The sequence below is a fragment of the Telluria sp. PB2R4 genome, assembly GCF_059685695.1.
In genome coordinates this window covers 89,588-104,235 of sequence record NZ_JCASIC010000014.1, presented here as the reverse complement: position 1 = coordinate 104,235, position 14,648 = coordinate 89,588, and the positions used below count along the sequence as shown (strand labels likewise).

At 67.5% G+C, this 14,648-nt stretch carries 12 protein-coding genes; 5 read left to right on the top strand and 7 right to left on the bottom strand.

The genetic code is table 11. The features are described 5' to 3' along the window. Both AC56LU_RS20535 and AC56LU_RS20530 read right to left on the bottom strand, forming a co-directional pair. Positions 1-1,176, bottom strand: a complete 1,176-nt coding sequence (locus AC56LU_RS20535) for an efflux RND transporter periplasmic adaptor subunit (RefSeq protein WP_497177469.1) — start codon at positions 1,174-1,176, stop codon at positions 1-3. A gap of 269 nt (positions 1,177-1,445) precedes the next feature. Then, positions 1,446-1,865 carry a divergent PAP2 family protein gene (locus tag AC56LU_RS20530; RefSeq protein ID WP_497177468.1) on the bottom strand — a complete coding sequence of 140 codons (420 nt, stop codon included), beginning with the start codon at positions 1,863-1,865 and terminating at the stop codon, positions 1,446-1,448. A 178-nt stretch (positions 1,866-2,043) separates the two neighbouring features. Here AC56LU_RS20530 and AC56LU_RS20525 point away from each other — a divergent pair, with 178 nt between their 5' ends. Together AC56LU_RS20525 and AC56LU_RS20520 are read left to right on the top strand one after the other, a co-directional pair. Next, positions 2,044-3,075: a DUF475 domain-containing protein gene (locus AC56LU_RS20525; protein ID WP_497177467.1), complete on the top strand. Its 1,032-nt coding sequence runs from the start codon at positions 2,044-2,046 to the stop codon at positions 3,073-3,075. A gap of 101 nt (positions 3,076-3,176) precedes the next feature. Next, complete coding sequence (locus tag AC56LU_RS20520) at positions 3,177-3,581, top strand: DUF8785 domain-containing protein (RefSeq protein WP_497177466.1); 405 nt, start codon at positions 3,177-3,179, stop codon at positions 3,579-3,581. 57 nt (positions 3,582-3,638) lie between these two features. Here AC56LU_RS20520 and AC56LU_RS20515 read toward each other — a convergent pair whose 3' ends face one another. Together AC56LU_RS20515 and AC56LU_RS20510 are read right to left on the bottom strand one after the other, a co-directional pair. Then, positions 3,639-5,960, bottom strand: coding sequence for a coiled-coil domain-containing protein (locus tag AC56LU_RS20515; RefSeq protein ID WP_497177465.1), 2,322 nt, complete (start codon positions 5,958-5,960; stop codon positions 3,639-3,641). A 95-nt stretch (positions 5,961-6,055) separates the two neighbouring features. Further along, positions 6,056-7,072 (bottom strand): serine/threonine protein kinase, encoded by a 1,017-nt coding sequence (locus AC56LU_RS20510; protein WP_497177464.1) that lies wholly within the window; start codon positions 7,070-7,072, stop codon positions 6,056-6,058. Positions 7,073-7,236: 164 nt separating this feature from the next. Here AC56LU_RS20510 and AC56LU_RS20505 point away from each other — a divergent pair, with 164 nt between their 5' ends. Further along, positions 7,237-8,277: an alpha/beta hydrolase gene (locus AC56LU_RS20505; RefSeq protein WP_497177463.1), complete on the top strand. Its 1,041-nt coding sequence runs from the start codon at positions 7,237-7,239 to the stop codon at positions 8,275-8,277. Between the two features lie 109 nt (positions 8,278-8,386). Then, positions 8,387-9,079 (top strand): UPF0149 family protein, encoded by a 693-nt coding sequence (locus AC56LU_RS20500; protein ID WP_497177462.1) that lies wholly within the window; start codon positions 8,387-8,389, stop codon positions 9,077-9,079. A gap of 133 nt (positions 9,080-9,212) precedes the next feature. On the opposite strand, the gene AC56LU_RS20495 is transcribed toward AC56LU_RS20500, so the two are convergent. Then, on the bottom strand, positions 9,213-10,367 hold the full coding sequence (locus AC56LU_RS20495) for an HPP family protein (protein ID WP_497177461.1): 1,155 nt from the start codon (positions 10,365-10,367) through the stop codon (positions 9,213-9,215). Between the two features lie 137 nt (positions 10,368-10,504). Between AC56LU_RS20495 and AC56LU_RS20490 the strand changes: the two genes are divergently transcribed. Continuing rightward, on the top strand, positions 10,505-11,455 hold the full coding sequence (locus tag AC56LU_RS20490) for an MBL fold metallo-hydrolase (RefSeq protein WP_497177460.1): 951 nt from the start codon (positions 10,505-10,507) through the stop codon (positions 11,453-11,455). Between the two features lie 4 nt (positions 11,456-11,459). Here AC56LU_RS20490 and AC56LU_RS20485 read toward each other — a convergent pair whose 3' ends face one another. After that, positions 11,460-13,970, bottom strand: coding sequence for a hybrid sensor histidine kinase/response regulator (locus tag AC56LU_RS20485; RefSeq protein ID WP_497177459.1), 2,511 nt, complete (start codon positions 13,968-13,970; stop codon positions 11,460-11,462). Between the two features lie 78 nt (positions 13,971-14,048). Continuing rightward, on the bottom strand, positions 14,049-14,630 hold the full coding sequence (gene orn / locus AC56LU_RS20480) for an oligoribonuclease (RefSeq protein ID WP_497177458.1): 582 nt from the start codon (positions 14,628-14,630) through the stop codon (positions 14,049-14,051). Positions 14,631-14,648: the final 18 nt, after the last annotated feature.

Below are 14,648 nucleotides of genomic sequence, written 5' to 3'. Positions count from 1 at the left end.
TTATTTGCCCTGCACGGCGCTGTTGCCGCCTACGCTGGCAACACGGGCGGCGGGCATTTCGACCTTCTGGCCGTCTTTCAGGTTCGAGGTCGGGGCGCGCAGCACGATGTCGCCGCTGGACAGCCCTTGCTTGATCTCGACATTGCCGGTGCGCGGGTCGCGTGCGCCGACGACCAGATTGACCTGGGACAGGGTCTTGTCCTTGATGCGCCAGGTATAGGCCTTGTCGCCCGAGCGCACCACTGCCGCTTCCGGCAGCATCAGGGCATTCGTGCTGGCGGCGTCGATGCGGCCTTCGGCATACAGGCCGGCCACCTTCGGCTGCGACTTGTCGGCGAACTCGACCAGCACCTCGACCTGGCGGGTGATGGCGTTGGCGGCCGGATCGATGCGCCGCACGACGCCGGCGAACTGCTGCTCGCCGTAGCCGTTGACGCGGAAATTGACCTTCTGGCCCACCTTCACGGTGCCGACCGAGTCGGCCGGGACGCGCCCTTCGAAGCGCATGCTGTTCGGATCGATGACCTTGACCAGTTCCTTGCCGACGTTGGCGGTATCGCCGGCCGAGACCTTGCGCTCGGAGACGATGCCGTCGAAGGGCGCGCGCACCACGGTGCGCGAACTGATCTGGCGTGCGGTGGCGGCGCGGCTCTTGGCGGCCGACAGCTCGCTCTGGGCGCTGTTGCGGCGCACTTCGGCTTCGTCCAGGCCGACGGCCGAGGTCATGCCGGAAGCGCGCAGGGTCTTCATGCGCTCGAGCTGGCGGTTGGCCTGGTCGAGGGCCTGGCTGGCGGTGCGCACGGCTTCGTTGGCCGACACCAGGCTGTCGCGGATGGCGGTTTCGTCGAGGCGCACCAGCACGTCGCCGCGCTTGACCGGCTCGCCATTCTCTTTCAGTACCTGCAGCACCACGGCCGAGACCTCGGCGCGCAGGTCGGCCTTGCGCTCCGGCTGGATCGAGCCGGTGACGACCGGGCCGCTGCTCAGGGTATCGCTCTGGACGGTCAGCACGTCTTCCGGCGCGACCTGCAGCTGCGTCGGGCGCTTGTCCTTCGGATCGGACTTTCCGCCGGCCTGGGCTGTCTCAGCGCCTGGCTTGGCAGGCTCCTTGGCCTCCTTGCTGCAAGCGGCGAGTGCCGAGGCGATAGCAAGGACGAGTAGTGTTTTGCGCAGCATTTGGTTCTCCAGAGAATGGACTCAGTGGTTATTCTTGTAAAAATACAGATAAAGACAGCCAGCGCGCAGTATCAAGTAGGGGGCTACCAAGTTCAAGTGAGGACGCTGCATACTGCCGAAATCGAGGGATGAAATGCGATATTTGGCGATGAGCTGCATTCCGGCCGGCCTGAAGCGCGTGGTTTTTTGGCCACGGCGCGGACAGGCGGACGTCCGGCTTGTCCACCCGGCTCACCCCATCCGACTGGATGCCGAAGCCAGCCGCGAATTCAGCTGCCGAAGATGGCGTGGATCAGGAAGCCCATGCCGATGCCGGTGGCGATGCCGCCGCCGATCTCGACCAAGGTGTGGCCCATGCGCTCGCGCAGGACGACGTGACCGACAGTTTCGCAGGCCAGCTTGTTGAGCGCCGCGGCCTGGCGGCCGACGTGCTGGCGCAGGCTGTTGGCGTCGATCATCACGATGAAGGCCAGGGTGACCGCGACCCCGAAGGCGGGGTGGCCGATTCCTTCGCGCAGTGCGATCAGGGTGGCCATGCTGGTGACGACGGAGCTGTGGTTGCTGGGGAAGCCGCCGTTGCCCACCAAATTGAAGGCCCAGCGGCGCTGGCGCACGCTGGTGATCAGGAACTTGATCGGGCCGACAACCATCCAGGTCAGCACGGGTGTTACGAGGTAGGCGAAATCCATCTTGAGTCCGGGAGCAATGAAATACAGGTAAATGAGTGCAAAGTTTGTGCCGCGCAGAATTATCTCAGAAGCAAGCTGGCACCGATATGAAAACCCGCGAAACAAGGACATCCGTAGCGACGCAAGCGCGACCGGAACGGTAGTATTCTATTAACTAGACTAATCTGCAGGGGATGGTATGCGGCATTTCCGGCTGTCGATCGCTGTAACGGTCATCCTGATGGGCCTGGCCGGCTGGTGGGGCTACGAGCACCGCGGGATTTCCGGCATGTTGCATGCGCTCTGGATCACGGCAGTGCTCGGCGTGCTCGAAGTGTCGCTTTCCTTCGACAACGCGGTCGTCAACGCTTCCGTCCTGCGCGGCTGGAACGAGTTCTGGCGCAAGTTGTTCCTTACTGTCGGCATCCTGGTGGCCGTGTTCGGCATGCGGCTGATCTTCCCCTTGGTCATCGTGTCGGCAGCGACCGGGCTCGGCCTGATCGAGGTCTGGCACATGGCGATCGACAATCCCAAGGAATATTCGCGCCACCTCACCGAAAAGCACGCCGAGGTGGCGGCCTTCGGCGGCGCCTTCCTGCTGCTGGTTTTCCTGAACTTCCTGTTCGACGGAGAAAAAGAGCTGCACTGGCTCGGCTGGATCGAGGAAAAGGTCGGCAAGTACGGCTCGGAGGGCCTGGCCATCATGCTGACCTTGCTGGCCGTCTGCGGCGCCATGTATCTGATGCCGGAGGTGCGCAAGCTGCCGGTGCTGGTCGCCGGCGTCACCGGCGTACTGATCTACATCGGCGTGCAATGGCTCAGCGGCCTGCTCGAGCAGAAAGAAGAAGACCCGACGGTCGGCAAGATGATCGCCCAGGGCAGCATCGGCGGCTTTCTCTACCTGGAGGTGCTGGATGCCTCGTTCAGCTTCGACGGGGTGATCGGGGCCTTTGCGATCACCAATGACGTCGTGATCATCATGCTGGGCCTGGCGATCGGCGCCATGTTCGTGCGCTCGATGACCGTGTTCCTGGTCTACAAGGGCACGCTGGACGAATTCGTGTTCCTGGAGCACGGGGCGCACTACGCGATCGGGATCCTGGCCCTGATCATGTTCGCCAGCGTCCACTATCACATTCCCGAATGGTTCACCGGGCTGTCGGGCCTGGCCTTCATCCTGGTGTCGCTGTGGTCGTCGGTGCGCTACCGGCGGAGAATGCAGCAGTCCTGAGAAGCTTCCATGTCCGTTTTGCGATTTGGCGCGGCCGTGGCAGAATGAGCGCGGCCTTGAAGCTGCCATCCTGACAACCCCATCACGTAGAACCGACAACCATGCCGAAACGCGCTACCGCCATCCTCCTGTCTTCCCTAGCCGCCCTCGTCGTGCTGTTCGGGCTGTACACCTGGTTCACCCTGACGTGGTCGTATTCGGAGGGCGAACGGGCCGGCTACCTGCAGAAATTCTCGAAGAAGGGCTGGCTGTGCAAGACCTGGGAGGGCGAGATCCTGCTGTCGAGCATGCCGGGGGCGATTCCGGAACGCTTCTCCTTCACCGTGCGCGACGACGCGGTGGTGCAGCAGCTGCAGAATGCGATGGGGCAGCGGGTGCAGGTCACCTACGAGCAGCACGTCGGCGTGCCGACCTCGTGCTTTGGCGAGACCGAGTATTTCGCGACCAAGGCGAGTACCGGGCCGGTGAATCCGGTGGCGCCGAGCCAGGCGCCGGCCGCGCAGTAATACACTGGACGTATCAATGAGCGTTGGTGATATGCCTGGCATATCACCAACGCACGTCTACTCTTCGCTCTTCCTCTGATTCAGAATCACATCCGCCAGCCGCGTCACCGCCTGCGACGCCGACGCCGGTGGCGCCTGCTTGAACCTGCCCAGCACTTCGCGCGTGATGTTGACCGACGCCACCCGGTGCTCGGCCTCGGCCTTGCGCTCGCCGATCGCGCGCTCGGTGGCCGCCAGTTCGCCTGACTGCTCTTCAACACGCTGCGCTTCCAGGTCTGCCAGCTCCTTGCGCGCCTCGGCCATGCGCTGGGTCGCCTCGGCCGCCTTGCGCTGCATCCCGGCGTGGCGCTGGGCGTGCTCCAGCAGCGCGCGCTGGGCCTCGCGCTTCTCGACCGCCGCCTGGAGCGCCGCCTGCTCCAGCAGCTCGCGCTCGCGCGCCAGCCGAGCCTGCTCCTCCTCGGCCGCGGCGCGCGCCTGGGCGGCCTGGCCCGCGGCCTGTTCCGACGCCAGCCGTGCGCTGGCGGCCTCGTTGGCGCGCGCATCGGCCGCGGCCTGCTGGCGCTGCGCCGCCAGCTTGCGCTCGGCCAGCGCCAGCGATTCGCGCGCAGCTTCGCTTGCTGCGCGCTCGTCGGCGATCGCGGTGGCGCTCAAGTCACGCTGGCGTTCCTCGGCCTGGGCGCGCTCGGCCTGCACCGCGGCCAGTTCGGCCGCGCGGCCTGCCTGCGCCCGCTGGGCCGCGGCGGCCGCCTCGGCATGTTCGGCTTCCTCGATCGCGGACCTGGCCTGCGCCCGTTGCGCCTCCAGGGCCGCCTGCTGCGCGGCTTCAAGACGGCGCTCGGCATCGCGCTGCGCGCGGAGTTGTGCCGCAATGTCCGCCTCCGCCTGGGCGCGCGCCTCGGCGGCGCGCGTCAATTCGCGTTCGGCCTCCAGGCGCTCTTCTTCGCGCGCCAGCGCTGTTTGCTCGGCAGCCAGCCGCTCGCGCTCGGCCTGCGCCAGGTGCTCGGCCTGCTCGGCGCGCAGCCGGGCGGCTTCCAGAACCTGCTGCTGAAGCGCGGCCTGCTGGCGCACCGCGGCCATCGCCGTCTCCTCGAGCGCATTCTCCTCGGCCTTGGCCGCGGCGGAGCCTTCCATCAAGGCCGCTCGCTCTTCCGCGAGGGCGCGCTCGCGCTGCTGTTCCCCGGCTTCGCGCTGCGCCGCCTGCGCCAGCGCCTCGTCGGCCGCGGCGCGCTCGCGCGCCTGCTGGGCGGCGAGCGCCTCGGCTTCCACCCTGGCCTGCGCCTGCCGGCTCGCCTCTTCCTCGCGCCGTGCGCGTTCGTCAGCCACGTCGCGCAGCTTGCGGTCGGCCTCGATGCGGGCCTCGGTCGCCGCCAGGATGCGGGTCTCGGCCTCGCGCCGCGCCTGTGCACTGGCGGCGGCCATCTGCTCCATGCGCTCGCGGTGGGTAGCGGCGTCGCGCAATTCCTTCTCGGTCTGCAGGCGCATGCGCAGCGACTGGGCCGCGACGCGCTCGGACTCGGCCTGGGCCAGCGCGATCGCCTCGCGTTCCTGTTCGATATGGGCCAGCGCGCGCGCTTCTTCCAACGCCCTCGCCTCGGCCGCGGCACGGGCGAAGGCGGCAGCCAGGGCGAGCGCGTCGGCGCGCTCGCGCTGCTGGGTCAGCTCCAGGGCCTCGGCCTCGGCCTGGACCAGCTTCTCGGCAGTCTGGCGGGCGCCGTGCTCGGCCCGTTCGCGCTCGCGCGCCAGGATCGCCACCCGCGCATCGGCGCCGGCGTTGTGCAGCACTTCCTCGGTGGCCGCTTCCACCGCCGCCATGCGCTCGGCCGCCTGCAGGCGCGCCTGCTCGGTCTGCAGCATCAGCTCCTCGGCCGCCTTCGCGGCCTGGGCCGCCATGTCGGCCTGGGCTTCCACCTGGGCCGCGGCGCGGCGCCGCGCGTCTTCCTCCGCACGGGCGCGTGCTTCAAGCGCCATGCGGGTCTCGGTTTCGTGCTGCACGCGGGCGCGCAGCTCGGCAGTCTCCTGACGGATCGCTTCGAGCCGTTCGCTCGAGGCGCGGGCGGCGGCGCGCAGCGATTCCAGCCGGTCGCGGTCGGCTGCGATCGCCTCTTCCGAGGCCTGGGCGCTGGCCAGCGCCGCCGCGGTCGCCGCAGCGTCCATCGCGGCGCGCTCCTCGGCCAGCGAACGGGCGCGCGCCTCGGCGTGGACCCGGCTCTCGGCCGCCACATTGGCCTTGGCTTCGGCTTCGACGCGGGCAATGGCTTCGTGGATGTCGCGCATCTCCATCGGCGCGCGGCCCTGCGGTACGACACTCCCCGCATGGGAGAGGTCGATCGGGAAGTCGCTGTCGTCGTACTTATCGTGCTCGGGCTTGATGGGTTCCATGGTGTTCTCGAAGGCAGGCGGCGTCCAGGCAATTATCCGGCAATTCGCCCGGACGCGTCACGCCGAACTGGACGGCGAAACGGGGCCAATTCCTGTTATACGGGCCACAGCGGGGGCTCATCCATCAGCGCCACCTGCTCACGCAGCTCGAGGATGCGGTCTTGCCAGTAGCGCTGCGTGTTGAACCATGGGAAAGCCGCCGGGAAGGCCGGGTCGTCCCAGCGCATCGCCAGCCAGGCCGAATAATGGATCAGGCGCAGGGTGCGCAGCGCCTCGACCAGGTAAAGCTGGCGCGGGTGGAATTCGCAGAAATCCTCGTAGCCGGCCAGCACGTCGGCCATCTGCCCCACCATTTCCTGGCGTTCGCCGGAGAGCAGCATCCACAGGTCCTGCACCGCCGGCCCCATGCGGCTGTCGTCGAAATCGACGAAGTGCGGGCCGTCGGGTGTCCACAGGACGTTGCCGCCGTGGCAGTCCCCGTGCAGGCGCAGCGACGGCAGGTCGCCGGCGCGCTCGTAGCAGCGCGCTACGCCCTCCAGCGCCTGCTCGACCACGCTGGCCCAGGTCGTGGCCAGCTCCGGCGGGATGAAACCCTGGTTGAGCAGGTAGTCGAAGGGGTCGCGCCCGAAGGTCTGCGGATTCAGCGCGGGCCGGTGCTGGAAGGGTTTGAGCGCGCCGACCGCATGGATGCGGCCGATGAAGCGCCCGATCCATTCGAGGGTGGCGGAGTCGCCCAGCTCCGGCGCGCGTCCGCCGCGGCGCGGGAACACCGAGAAACGGTAGCCGGCGAAGGTGTGCAGTGTGCGCCCGGCGATCTCGCTTGCCGGCACCACCGGGATCTCGCGCTCCGCCAGCTCGGCCACGAAAGCGTGCTCTTCAAGGATGGCCTCGTCGCTCCAGCGCTCCGGCCGATAGAACTTGACGACCACCGGCGCGCCCTCTTCCAGGCCGACCTGGTAGACGCGGTTCTCGTAGCTGTTCAGCGCCAGCAGGCGCCCGTCGGCATACAGCCCGACGCTCTCGACCGCCTCGAGCACCGCTTGCGGGTCGAGCCGTGCGTACGGGTGGGCGTGGCTGCCGGTTTCGCTTGTTTCTGTAGACGGGTTCTCCATGCCCGCATTGTAAGCGCCGCGGCCAGTCCCTCCTAGCCGCTGTTGAAATTTGACGAATTTAGTGCGTGCACGAACAGATAGCAAGGCAGCGGCCAAGCAATTATCGAATTTGGCACGTACCTGAACGCAATCGCGTGGCATACGGCCTGTATAAGGAATACAAGATGAAGAAAGCGATTCCCCTGGCGCTGACGGCGATTGCCGCCGCCCTCGTCTGGAACGTAGCCAAGGCCCAGTCGCCACAGCCGCCCAAGGCCGACGCCGACATGCAGAAGGTGCTCGACGCCCATGCCGCGCTGAATCCGAAACCGATCGAGAAACTCACCCCGGCCGAGGCACGCAAGCAGCCCACGCCGGCCGACGCCGTCAAGAAAGTCTTGACCGACATGGGCAAGAACACCGCGCCCGAACCGGGCGTGACCATGAAGACGATGACGGTCGCCGTCAAGGGCGGCAGCATCCCGGTCCACATCTTCACGCCGGAGGGGGCTGGTCCCTTCCCGGTGATGGTGTACTACCATGGCGGCGGCTTCGTGATCGCCGACACCAAGGTGTACGAGGCCTCGCCGCGCGCCCTCGCCAAGATGGCCAAGGCCATCATGGTATCGGTCGATTACCGCCAGGCGCCCGAGCACACCTTCCCCACCGCGCCGGAAGACGCCTATGCGGCCTACCTGTGGACGATCGAACATGCGCGCGAGTTCAACGGCGATCCGGCCCGCATCGCGGTCGGCGGCGAGTCGGCCGGCGGCAACCTGGCGACCGTGGTGTCGATGATGGCGCGCGACCGCAAGGCCCAGCTGCCGCTGCACCAGCTGCTGGTCTATCCGGTGGTGAACGACGACATGAACAATGCGTCCTACAAGCGCAACGCCAACGCCAAGCCGCTCAACAAGGCGATGATGGGCTGGTTCTTCAAGCACTACGGCGGTGATCCGAAGAACCCTTATGCGCTGCCGATGAAGGCCGCGTCGCTCAAGGGCCTGCCGCCGGCGACCATCGTCGCGGCCGAGATCGACCCGCTGCTCACCGAAGGCAAGGCGTATGCGGACAAGCTGCAAAAGGATGGCGTGCCGGTCGCCTACCGCGCGTGGAACGGCGTGGCGCACGAATTCTTCGGCATGGGCGCGGTGGTGGGGAAGGCGAAGGAGGCCGAGCAGTATGCGGCGGATGCGCTGGTGAAAGCGTTCGCGGCCAGGAAGTAAGGGCTGAGCTTTGCAGGCCTGAAGGGTGACGGTGTCACCACACGTTTTCCGTGCCCTTCAGGCCCGCAGGCGTTACACTGGCGCCTTCAAAACGCAACAAGAGCCCCACATGCATCTCGACGAACCCCTCAGCGACAAAGAATTCGACGAACTCGACCAGTTCCTGCTGTCCGACCGCTCCCCCGAGGACGCGATGACGATGGACACCCTGCACGGTTACCTGACCGCGATCGCGATCGGCCCGGAAACCATCATGCCGGCCGAGTGGCTGCCGCGGGTCTGGGGCCAGGACGGCAAGCAGGCCCCAAGCTGGAAGAACCCGAAGGAAGAACAGCGCATCCTCAACCTGATCATGCGCTTCATGAACGAAGTCCTGATCACCTTCGAAGCCGCGCCGAAGGAATTCGAGCCGCTGTTCTGCGAACACGAGATCAATGGCGAGAACCTGATCGACGCCGAAGCCTGGTGCTGGGGCTTCTGGGAAGGCATGGAGCTGCGCCCCGGTTCCTGGGAGCCGGTCTGGAAGTCCGAGGTCGCCGAACTGATGCGCCCGATCTACCTGCTCGGCGCCGACGAGATCGACGAAGCCGAGCTGCCGGAAGTCGAAGACCCGCGCAAGGCGCATGGGCTGGCGCTGGAGATCGAAGCGAATATCCCGGCCATCTACCGCTACTGGCTGCCGCTGCGCAAAGGCGCGGTCGACACCGTCAAGCGCGAGGAACCGAAGGTCGGGCGCAATGACGACTGCCCTTGCGGCAGCGGCAAGAAGTACAAGAAGTGCTGCGGGGCCGAGACGAACTGACGCCTTTCGCGGCATCGGCACGGCCGCTTGAACGCGTGGGCGGAAAATCCGCCCACCCTACGAACCCCGCACTTGTAGGGTGGGCAAGTTTCTTGCCCACGCGGTCAACGCACAGGTGAATAGCCCGTTAGCGTCAAGCAGCCGCGTCCATCAACCCCAGCTCCAGCCCCACCAGCAAATCCCCCGGCTGCACCATCCCGGCCAGCCTGCCCTCTTCATCCACCACGAACACCTGCTTCGCGCCTTCATGGAAGCGCGTGAGCAGCGCCGTCACCGGCGCCGCGCTGCGCACGGCGACGAAGTCGGGCTCGATCAGCTGGCCGACGGTCGGCACCGTGTCGCGCCCGAACAGCAGCGCCGTCGCACGGCGCGCGCGCGCCGGCAAGGGACGGCTGGCGGCGCCGCCCGCCGCCACCAGGCCCGCCATGCTGAGCACCCCGATCGGGCAGCCGGCGGCGTCCACCACCGGCAGCGCCGGCACGCCGTGCCGTACCAGCAGCGCACGCGCCGTCGCCAGCGGCATGTCCGGGCTCAAGCTGGCGGGCACGGGATGCGCAAGTTCGCCGCAGCTGCTCAGTTGATTCCTGCGCGCCCGGCGCTCGGCCGCGCGCTGTTCGGTCTCGGCAAAGATCGTGGCCAGGTCGTCGCGGCTGACGTCGAGCGTCTCGCCGTAGCTGTCCAGCGCAGCATCCAGGTCTTCCCGGGCGAAGCCGGCCTTTTCCTCGGGCGGGCGGGCCGCCGGCTGCACATGCGGATAGCGGTGTCCCGCCAGGTTGTTCCAGGCGATCGCGCCCAGCACCATCAGCACCGAATTGAGCCCGACCGGCGCCAGCACGAACCAGAAGCCGGCCTGCTGCACCGCCGCCCCGCCCAGCACGGCGGTCACGGCCACCGCCCCGCCCGGCGGATGCAGGCAGCGCAGCGAGGCCATCGCCGCGATCGCCAGGCCGCCCGCCAGGGGCGCTGCCACCAATGGGTCGGCCGCCTGGGCGCAGGCCACGCCGACCAGCGCCGACACGACGTTGCCGCCGATGACGGGCCAGGGCTGGGCCAGCGGCGCCGCCGGCAGGCAGAACAGCAGTACGGCCGAGGCGGCCATCGGTGCGATCAGGAAGGGAAGCGAATAGGGTAGCAAGGGCGCGGCGGCGGCGTCCAGGGCGGCGCGGCTGACCAGGGTGGTCAGGAGGAGCGCCGCCAGGGCGCCGAGCGCGGCGGGCACCTGGTGCGTGAGGGAAGTCGGGCCGGCCGGGCGCAGGCGCTGCAGTCTCTCCAGGAGTGACGAGAACATGGATTCGTTTTGCAACAATGGAACTTGCCATTACACCACAGCTTGCGAAACCGCGTTTCCCCCATGCCGGCAGTGGGTATTCCCGTAGGCAATCATGTAGCATGTGCAATGCTAAAACCACACAACAAGGACCCGCGATGAAAACAATCCAACAACGCAGCTTGCTCGCCATTGCCCTCAGCGCCGCCTGCTTCGCCAGCGCCGCCTTCGCCGCCGCGCCGATGGCCAAGACCCCGGCCCCGGGCTACAGCCGCATCATGCTCGGCCAGTTCGAGATCACCCCGCTGTCGGACGGCACGGTGGACCTGCCGGTCGACCAGCTGCTGGCCCAGGATGCGAAAAAGACCGCCGCCGCCCTCGGCGCGGCCCACCTGAAGTCGCCGCTGGAAACCTCGGACAATGCCTACCTGGTCAACACCGGGAGCAAGCTGGTGCTGATCGACAGCGGCGCCGGCAGCTTCTTCGGCCCGACCCTCGGCAAGCTGGTCGCCAACATGCAGGCCGCCGGCTACAAGCCGGACCAGATCGACGAGATCTATATCACCCATTTCCACGGCGACCACGTCGGCGGCCTGGTCAAGGACGCAGCCGTCGTATTCCCGAACGCGGTGGTGCGCGCCAACAAGGCCGAATCGGATTACTGGCTGAGCCAGGCGAACATGGACAAGTCCAAGGACAAGGGCGGCTTCCAGGCCGCACAGGCCGCCCTCGGCCCCTACGTGAAGGCGGGCCGCTTCAAGCCCTTCGAAGGCAGCGCCGAGCTGGTGCCGGGCATCCGCAGCAATCCGACCGGCGCCCACACTCCCGGCCACACCACCTACATGGTGGAAAGCGGCGGCCAGAAGCTGCTGCTGATCGGTGACCTGATCCACGTGGCGGCGGTGCAGATGGCGAATCCCGCCGTGACCATCCAGTTCGACAGCGACCAGAAGGCCGCGGCGGCGGCGCGCAAGAAGGAATTCGACGCCGCGGCCAAGGGCGGCTACCTGATCGGCGGCGCCCACCTGCAGTTCCCGGGCATGGGTTACCTGCGCAGCGAAGGCAAGGGCTACCGCTTCATTCCGGTCAACTACACCCAGATGCGCTGAACCCCTACGCGTCCTGCGGCAAGGCGCCCACGGGACGCACGTCGTCCAGCAGGCGCACAAGCAGCTCGAAGTCGAGCGGCTTGACCAGGTGGTGCTGGAAGCCGGCCTCGCGGGTCCGGTCGCGGTCTTGTTGCTGGCCGTAGCCGGTGACCGCCACCAGCACGGCCTGCGCCGTCTCGGGCTGGGCGCGCAGGCGCCGCGCCAGTTCGCGGCCGTCGATGCCGGGCAGGCCGATGTCGAGCAGGCAGACGTCCGGCGTGCTGCTGCGCGCCCGCTCGAGCGCGCGCAGCGGATCGTGCTCGACCACCACTTCGTGTCCGTGCGCCGCCAGCAGCAGGCCGAGCGTCTCGGCCGCATCCACGTTGTCGTCCACCACCAGCACTTTCAAGGGCTGCGGCGCCCCGGCATCCCTGCCTGGCGCGCCAGGCTCCGGCGCTGCCTCCGGAACCGCGTCCTGCATTAGCGGCAAGGTGATCGCGAAGGTGCTGCCCTTGCCCAGTCCCGGGCTGGAGCAGCCGGCCGTCCCGCCATGCAGCTCGACCAGGTTGCGCACCAGCGCCAGGCCCAGGCCCAGCCCGCCCTGGGAGCGGTCGGACGAACGTGCGGCCTGCGTGAACAGGTCGAACACGCGTTCGGTGAGCTCGCGCTCCATGCCGATGCCCTCGTCGCGCACGCTGATCACCAGCGCGCTGTTGTCGCCCTTTGCCAGCACCTCGGCGCGCAGATCGATCGCGCAGGCTTCCGGCGTGTACTTGGTGGCGTTGCCGAGCACGTTGGCCACCACCTGCACCAGGCGCGCCTTGTCTCCTTCGACCTGCGCCCAGGACGGCGGCAGGCGCACCGACAGGCGCTGACGCCTCGCCTCGATCATGGGCCTGACCTGCTCCACCGCTTCCTGCACCACCGCGCGCATGCCGACCCGGGCCCGTTCCAGGGTGATCAGGCCGCGCGTGACGCGCGAGACGTCCAGCAGGTCGTCCACCAGGCGCGTCATGTGGCGCACCTGGCGTCCGATGATGTTGCTGTTCTGGCGTACCCGCGCTTCTTCCAGCGGCCCGATGCGCAGCAGCTCGGCGGCGGCGCTGATCGGCGCCAGCGGGTTGCGCAGCTCGTGCGCCAGCATGGCCAGGAACTCGTCCTTGCGGCGGTCCGCCTCGACCAGCTTTTCCTCGGCCAGCTTGCGGTCGGTGATGTCGCGGAAGAAGGACGCGATGCTGCCGTCCTGCATCGGATAGGCGCGCACCTCGATCCAGGTCCGCTCGCCGTCGGGATAGGTATAACCGTAGATGGCGGCCGAGGCCACCCGGGTGCGCATCACCTCCCGGTACATGCGGCCGACGTCCATGTCGACCGTTTGCGGGAACACTTCCCAGTGGTTGCGTCCGATGATCTGGTCCGCGCTGCCGCGGCTCAGACGCAGGCCTTCGGCGTTCATTTCGACGATGTTCCAGTCGGCGTCGAGCACCGCGAAACCTTCGGCGATGGTGTCGAAGATGTGGCGGCTGCGGTCGCGTTCCGCGCGCAGCTCGGCCTGGGCGCGCGCGGTTTCGGCCGCGGCCCAGGTGCGCTCGGCAAGGTCGCGCGCCAGTTGCATATCGTCCTCGCTCCAGTAGCGCGGCTGGGGGCAGTCGATGCCCAGGCAGGCCGTGAGACGACCCGACTTCACCAGCGGCACCACCAGCATCGACCCGATCCCGTCGGCGACGTAGGCGCTGCGGTAGCCGATGGTGCGTACGTCGCGCGCGGTGTCGTGGATGCGTACCACGTCGCCGGCACGCAGCGCGGCTCCGACTGCGGGCCCGAATTCGTCGAGGCTGAAGCGCGGCTGTAGATCGGCCCGCAAGCGTTTGCGGTCGTCGCGCGCCCACCAGCGCGGCGCCGACAGCCGTCCGGTGGCGTCGACCATCTCGGCGTAGACCACCCGGCCCGCGTGCAGCTCGCCGCCCAGCAGCGCGCTGGCGGTGGCAATCACCTCCTCGCTCGAGGCCAGCGGCCGCAGCGCATCCGACACGGTCAGCTCGAAGGCCGCGCGGCGCTCGGCGGCGACGCGGCGCGTGGTCTCCATCACGGTGCAGAACAGGCCCGCCACCTGGCCGTCGTCGCCGATCAGCGGAGCATGCGAGAAAGTGAAGGTGGCGCGCTCCGGGTAGCCGCGCCGCACCACCGTCATCGGCATGTCCTCGAAGTACACCGGCTTGCCCGACAGGGCGCGGTCGATCAGCGGGACCATCTCCTTCCAGACCTCGGACCACAGGTCGCAGAAGCGTTCGCCCAGCGCGCGTCCGTGCTTCTGCCCGAGCAGCGGCACGTAGGCGTCGTTATAGAGGAAGATCAGGTCCGGCCCCCACGCCAGGAACATGGGGAAGGCCGAATGCAGCATCATGTCGACCGCCGTGCGCAGGGCCGGCGGCCAGCCTTCGATCGGACCGAGCGGGGTCTGGGACCACGCATGGCGGCGGATGCTCGTGCGCATGCCGCCATCGCCATCGGGTCCGGTGTGCAGTGGAGAGGCCATGGCCGATTGTCGCACAGCTTTTGTTGCCTGTAGTGCATTTTGCAAAACAGGCGCCACTTGCATATTACAGTTTACGCATCACAGTTTGATGAAGTGTTCGCGGTAGTAGCGCAGTTCCTCGATCGACTCATTGATGTCGGCCAGCGCCGTGTGCTTCTGGTGCTTCTTGAAACCGGATGCCAGCTCCGGTTTCCAGCGGCGGCACAGCTCCTTCAGGGTCGACACGTCCAGGTTACGGTAGTGGAAGAAGGCTTCCAGCTTCGGCATGCCGCGCGCCATGAAGCGGCGGTCCTGGCAGATCGAGTTGCCGCACATCGGCGACTTGTTGGCCGGGACGTATTTTTTCAGGAAGGCGATCAGTTCCAGTTCGGCCTGGGCTTCGGTGACGGTCGAGGCCTTGACGCGGTCGATCAGGCCCGACTTGCCGTGGGTGCCCTTGTTCCAGTTGTCCATCTTGTCCAGCGTCTCGTCCGACTGGTGGATCGCGAACACCGGGCCTTCGGCAATGATGTTCAGCTCCGGGTCGGTGACCACCACGGCGACTTCGATGATGCGGTCATTATCGGGGTCGAGGCCGGTCATTTCCATGTCGAGCCAGACCAGGTTGAATTCATTCGGGCGCACGGCGGCGGCGCCTTCGGTTTGTGTAGCTTGTGACATAATTCTCTCTTCTCTATT

Bases quoted from the DNA above. Each gene is read 5' to 3' on its own strand.
- orn (WP_497177458.1), bottom strand. From the start codon at position 14,630: ATGTCACAAGCTACACAAACCGAAGGCGCCGCCGCCGTGCGCCCGAAT.
- AC56LU_RS20485 (WP_497177459.1), bottom strand. From the start codon at position 13,970: ATGGCCTCTCCACTGCACACCGGACCCGATGGCGATGGCGGCATGCGC.
- AC56LU_RS20505 (WP_497177463.1), top strand. From the start codon at position 7,237: ATGAAGAAAGCGATTCCCCTGGCGCTGACGGCGATTGCCGCCGCCCTC.
- AC56LU_RS20510 (WP_497177464.1), bottom strand. From the start codon at position 7,072: ATGGAGAACCCGTCTACAGAAACAAGCGAAACCGGCAGCCACGCCCAC.
- AC56LU_RS20495 (WP_497177461.1), bottom strand. From the start codon at position 10,367: ATGTTCTCGTCACTCCTGGAGAGACTGCAGCGCCTGCGCCCGGCCGGC.
- AC56LU_RS20520 (WP_497177466.1), top strand. From the start codon at position 3,177: ATGCCGAAACGCGCTACCGCCATCCTCCTGTCTTCCCTAGCCGCCCTC.
- AC56LU_RS20515 (WP_497177465.1), bottom strand. From the start codon at position 5,960: ATGGAACCCATCAAGCCCGAGCACGATAAGTACGACGACAGCGACTTC.
- AC56LU_RS20490 (WP_497177460.1), top strand. From the start codon at position 10,505: ATGAAAACAATCCAACAACGCAGCTTGCTCGCCATTGCCCTCAGCGCC.
- AC56LU_RS20500 (WP_497177462.1), top strand. From the start codon at position 8,387: ATGCATCTCGACGAACCCCTCAGCGACAAAGAATTCGACGAACTCGAC.
- AC56LU_RS20530 (WP_497177468.1), bottom strand. From the start codon at position 1,865: ATGGATTTCGCCTACCTCGTAACACCCGTGCTGACCTGGATGGTTGTC.
- AC56LU_RS20535 (WP_497177469.1), bottom strand. From the start codon at position 1,176: ATGCTGCGCAAAACACTACTCGTCCTTGCTATCGCCTCGGCACTCGCC.
- AC56LU_RS20525 (WP_497177467.1), top strand. From the start codon at position 2,044: ATGCGGCATTTCCGGCTGTCGATCGCTGTAACGGTCATCCTGATGGGC.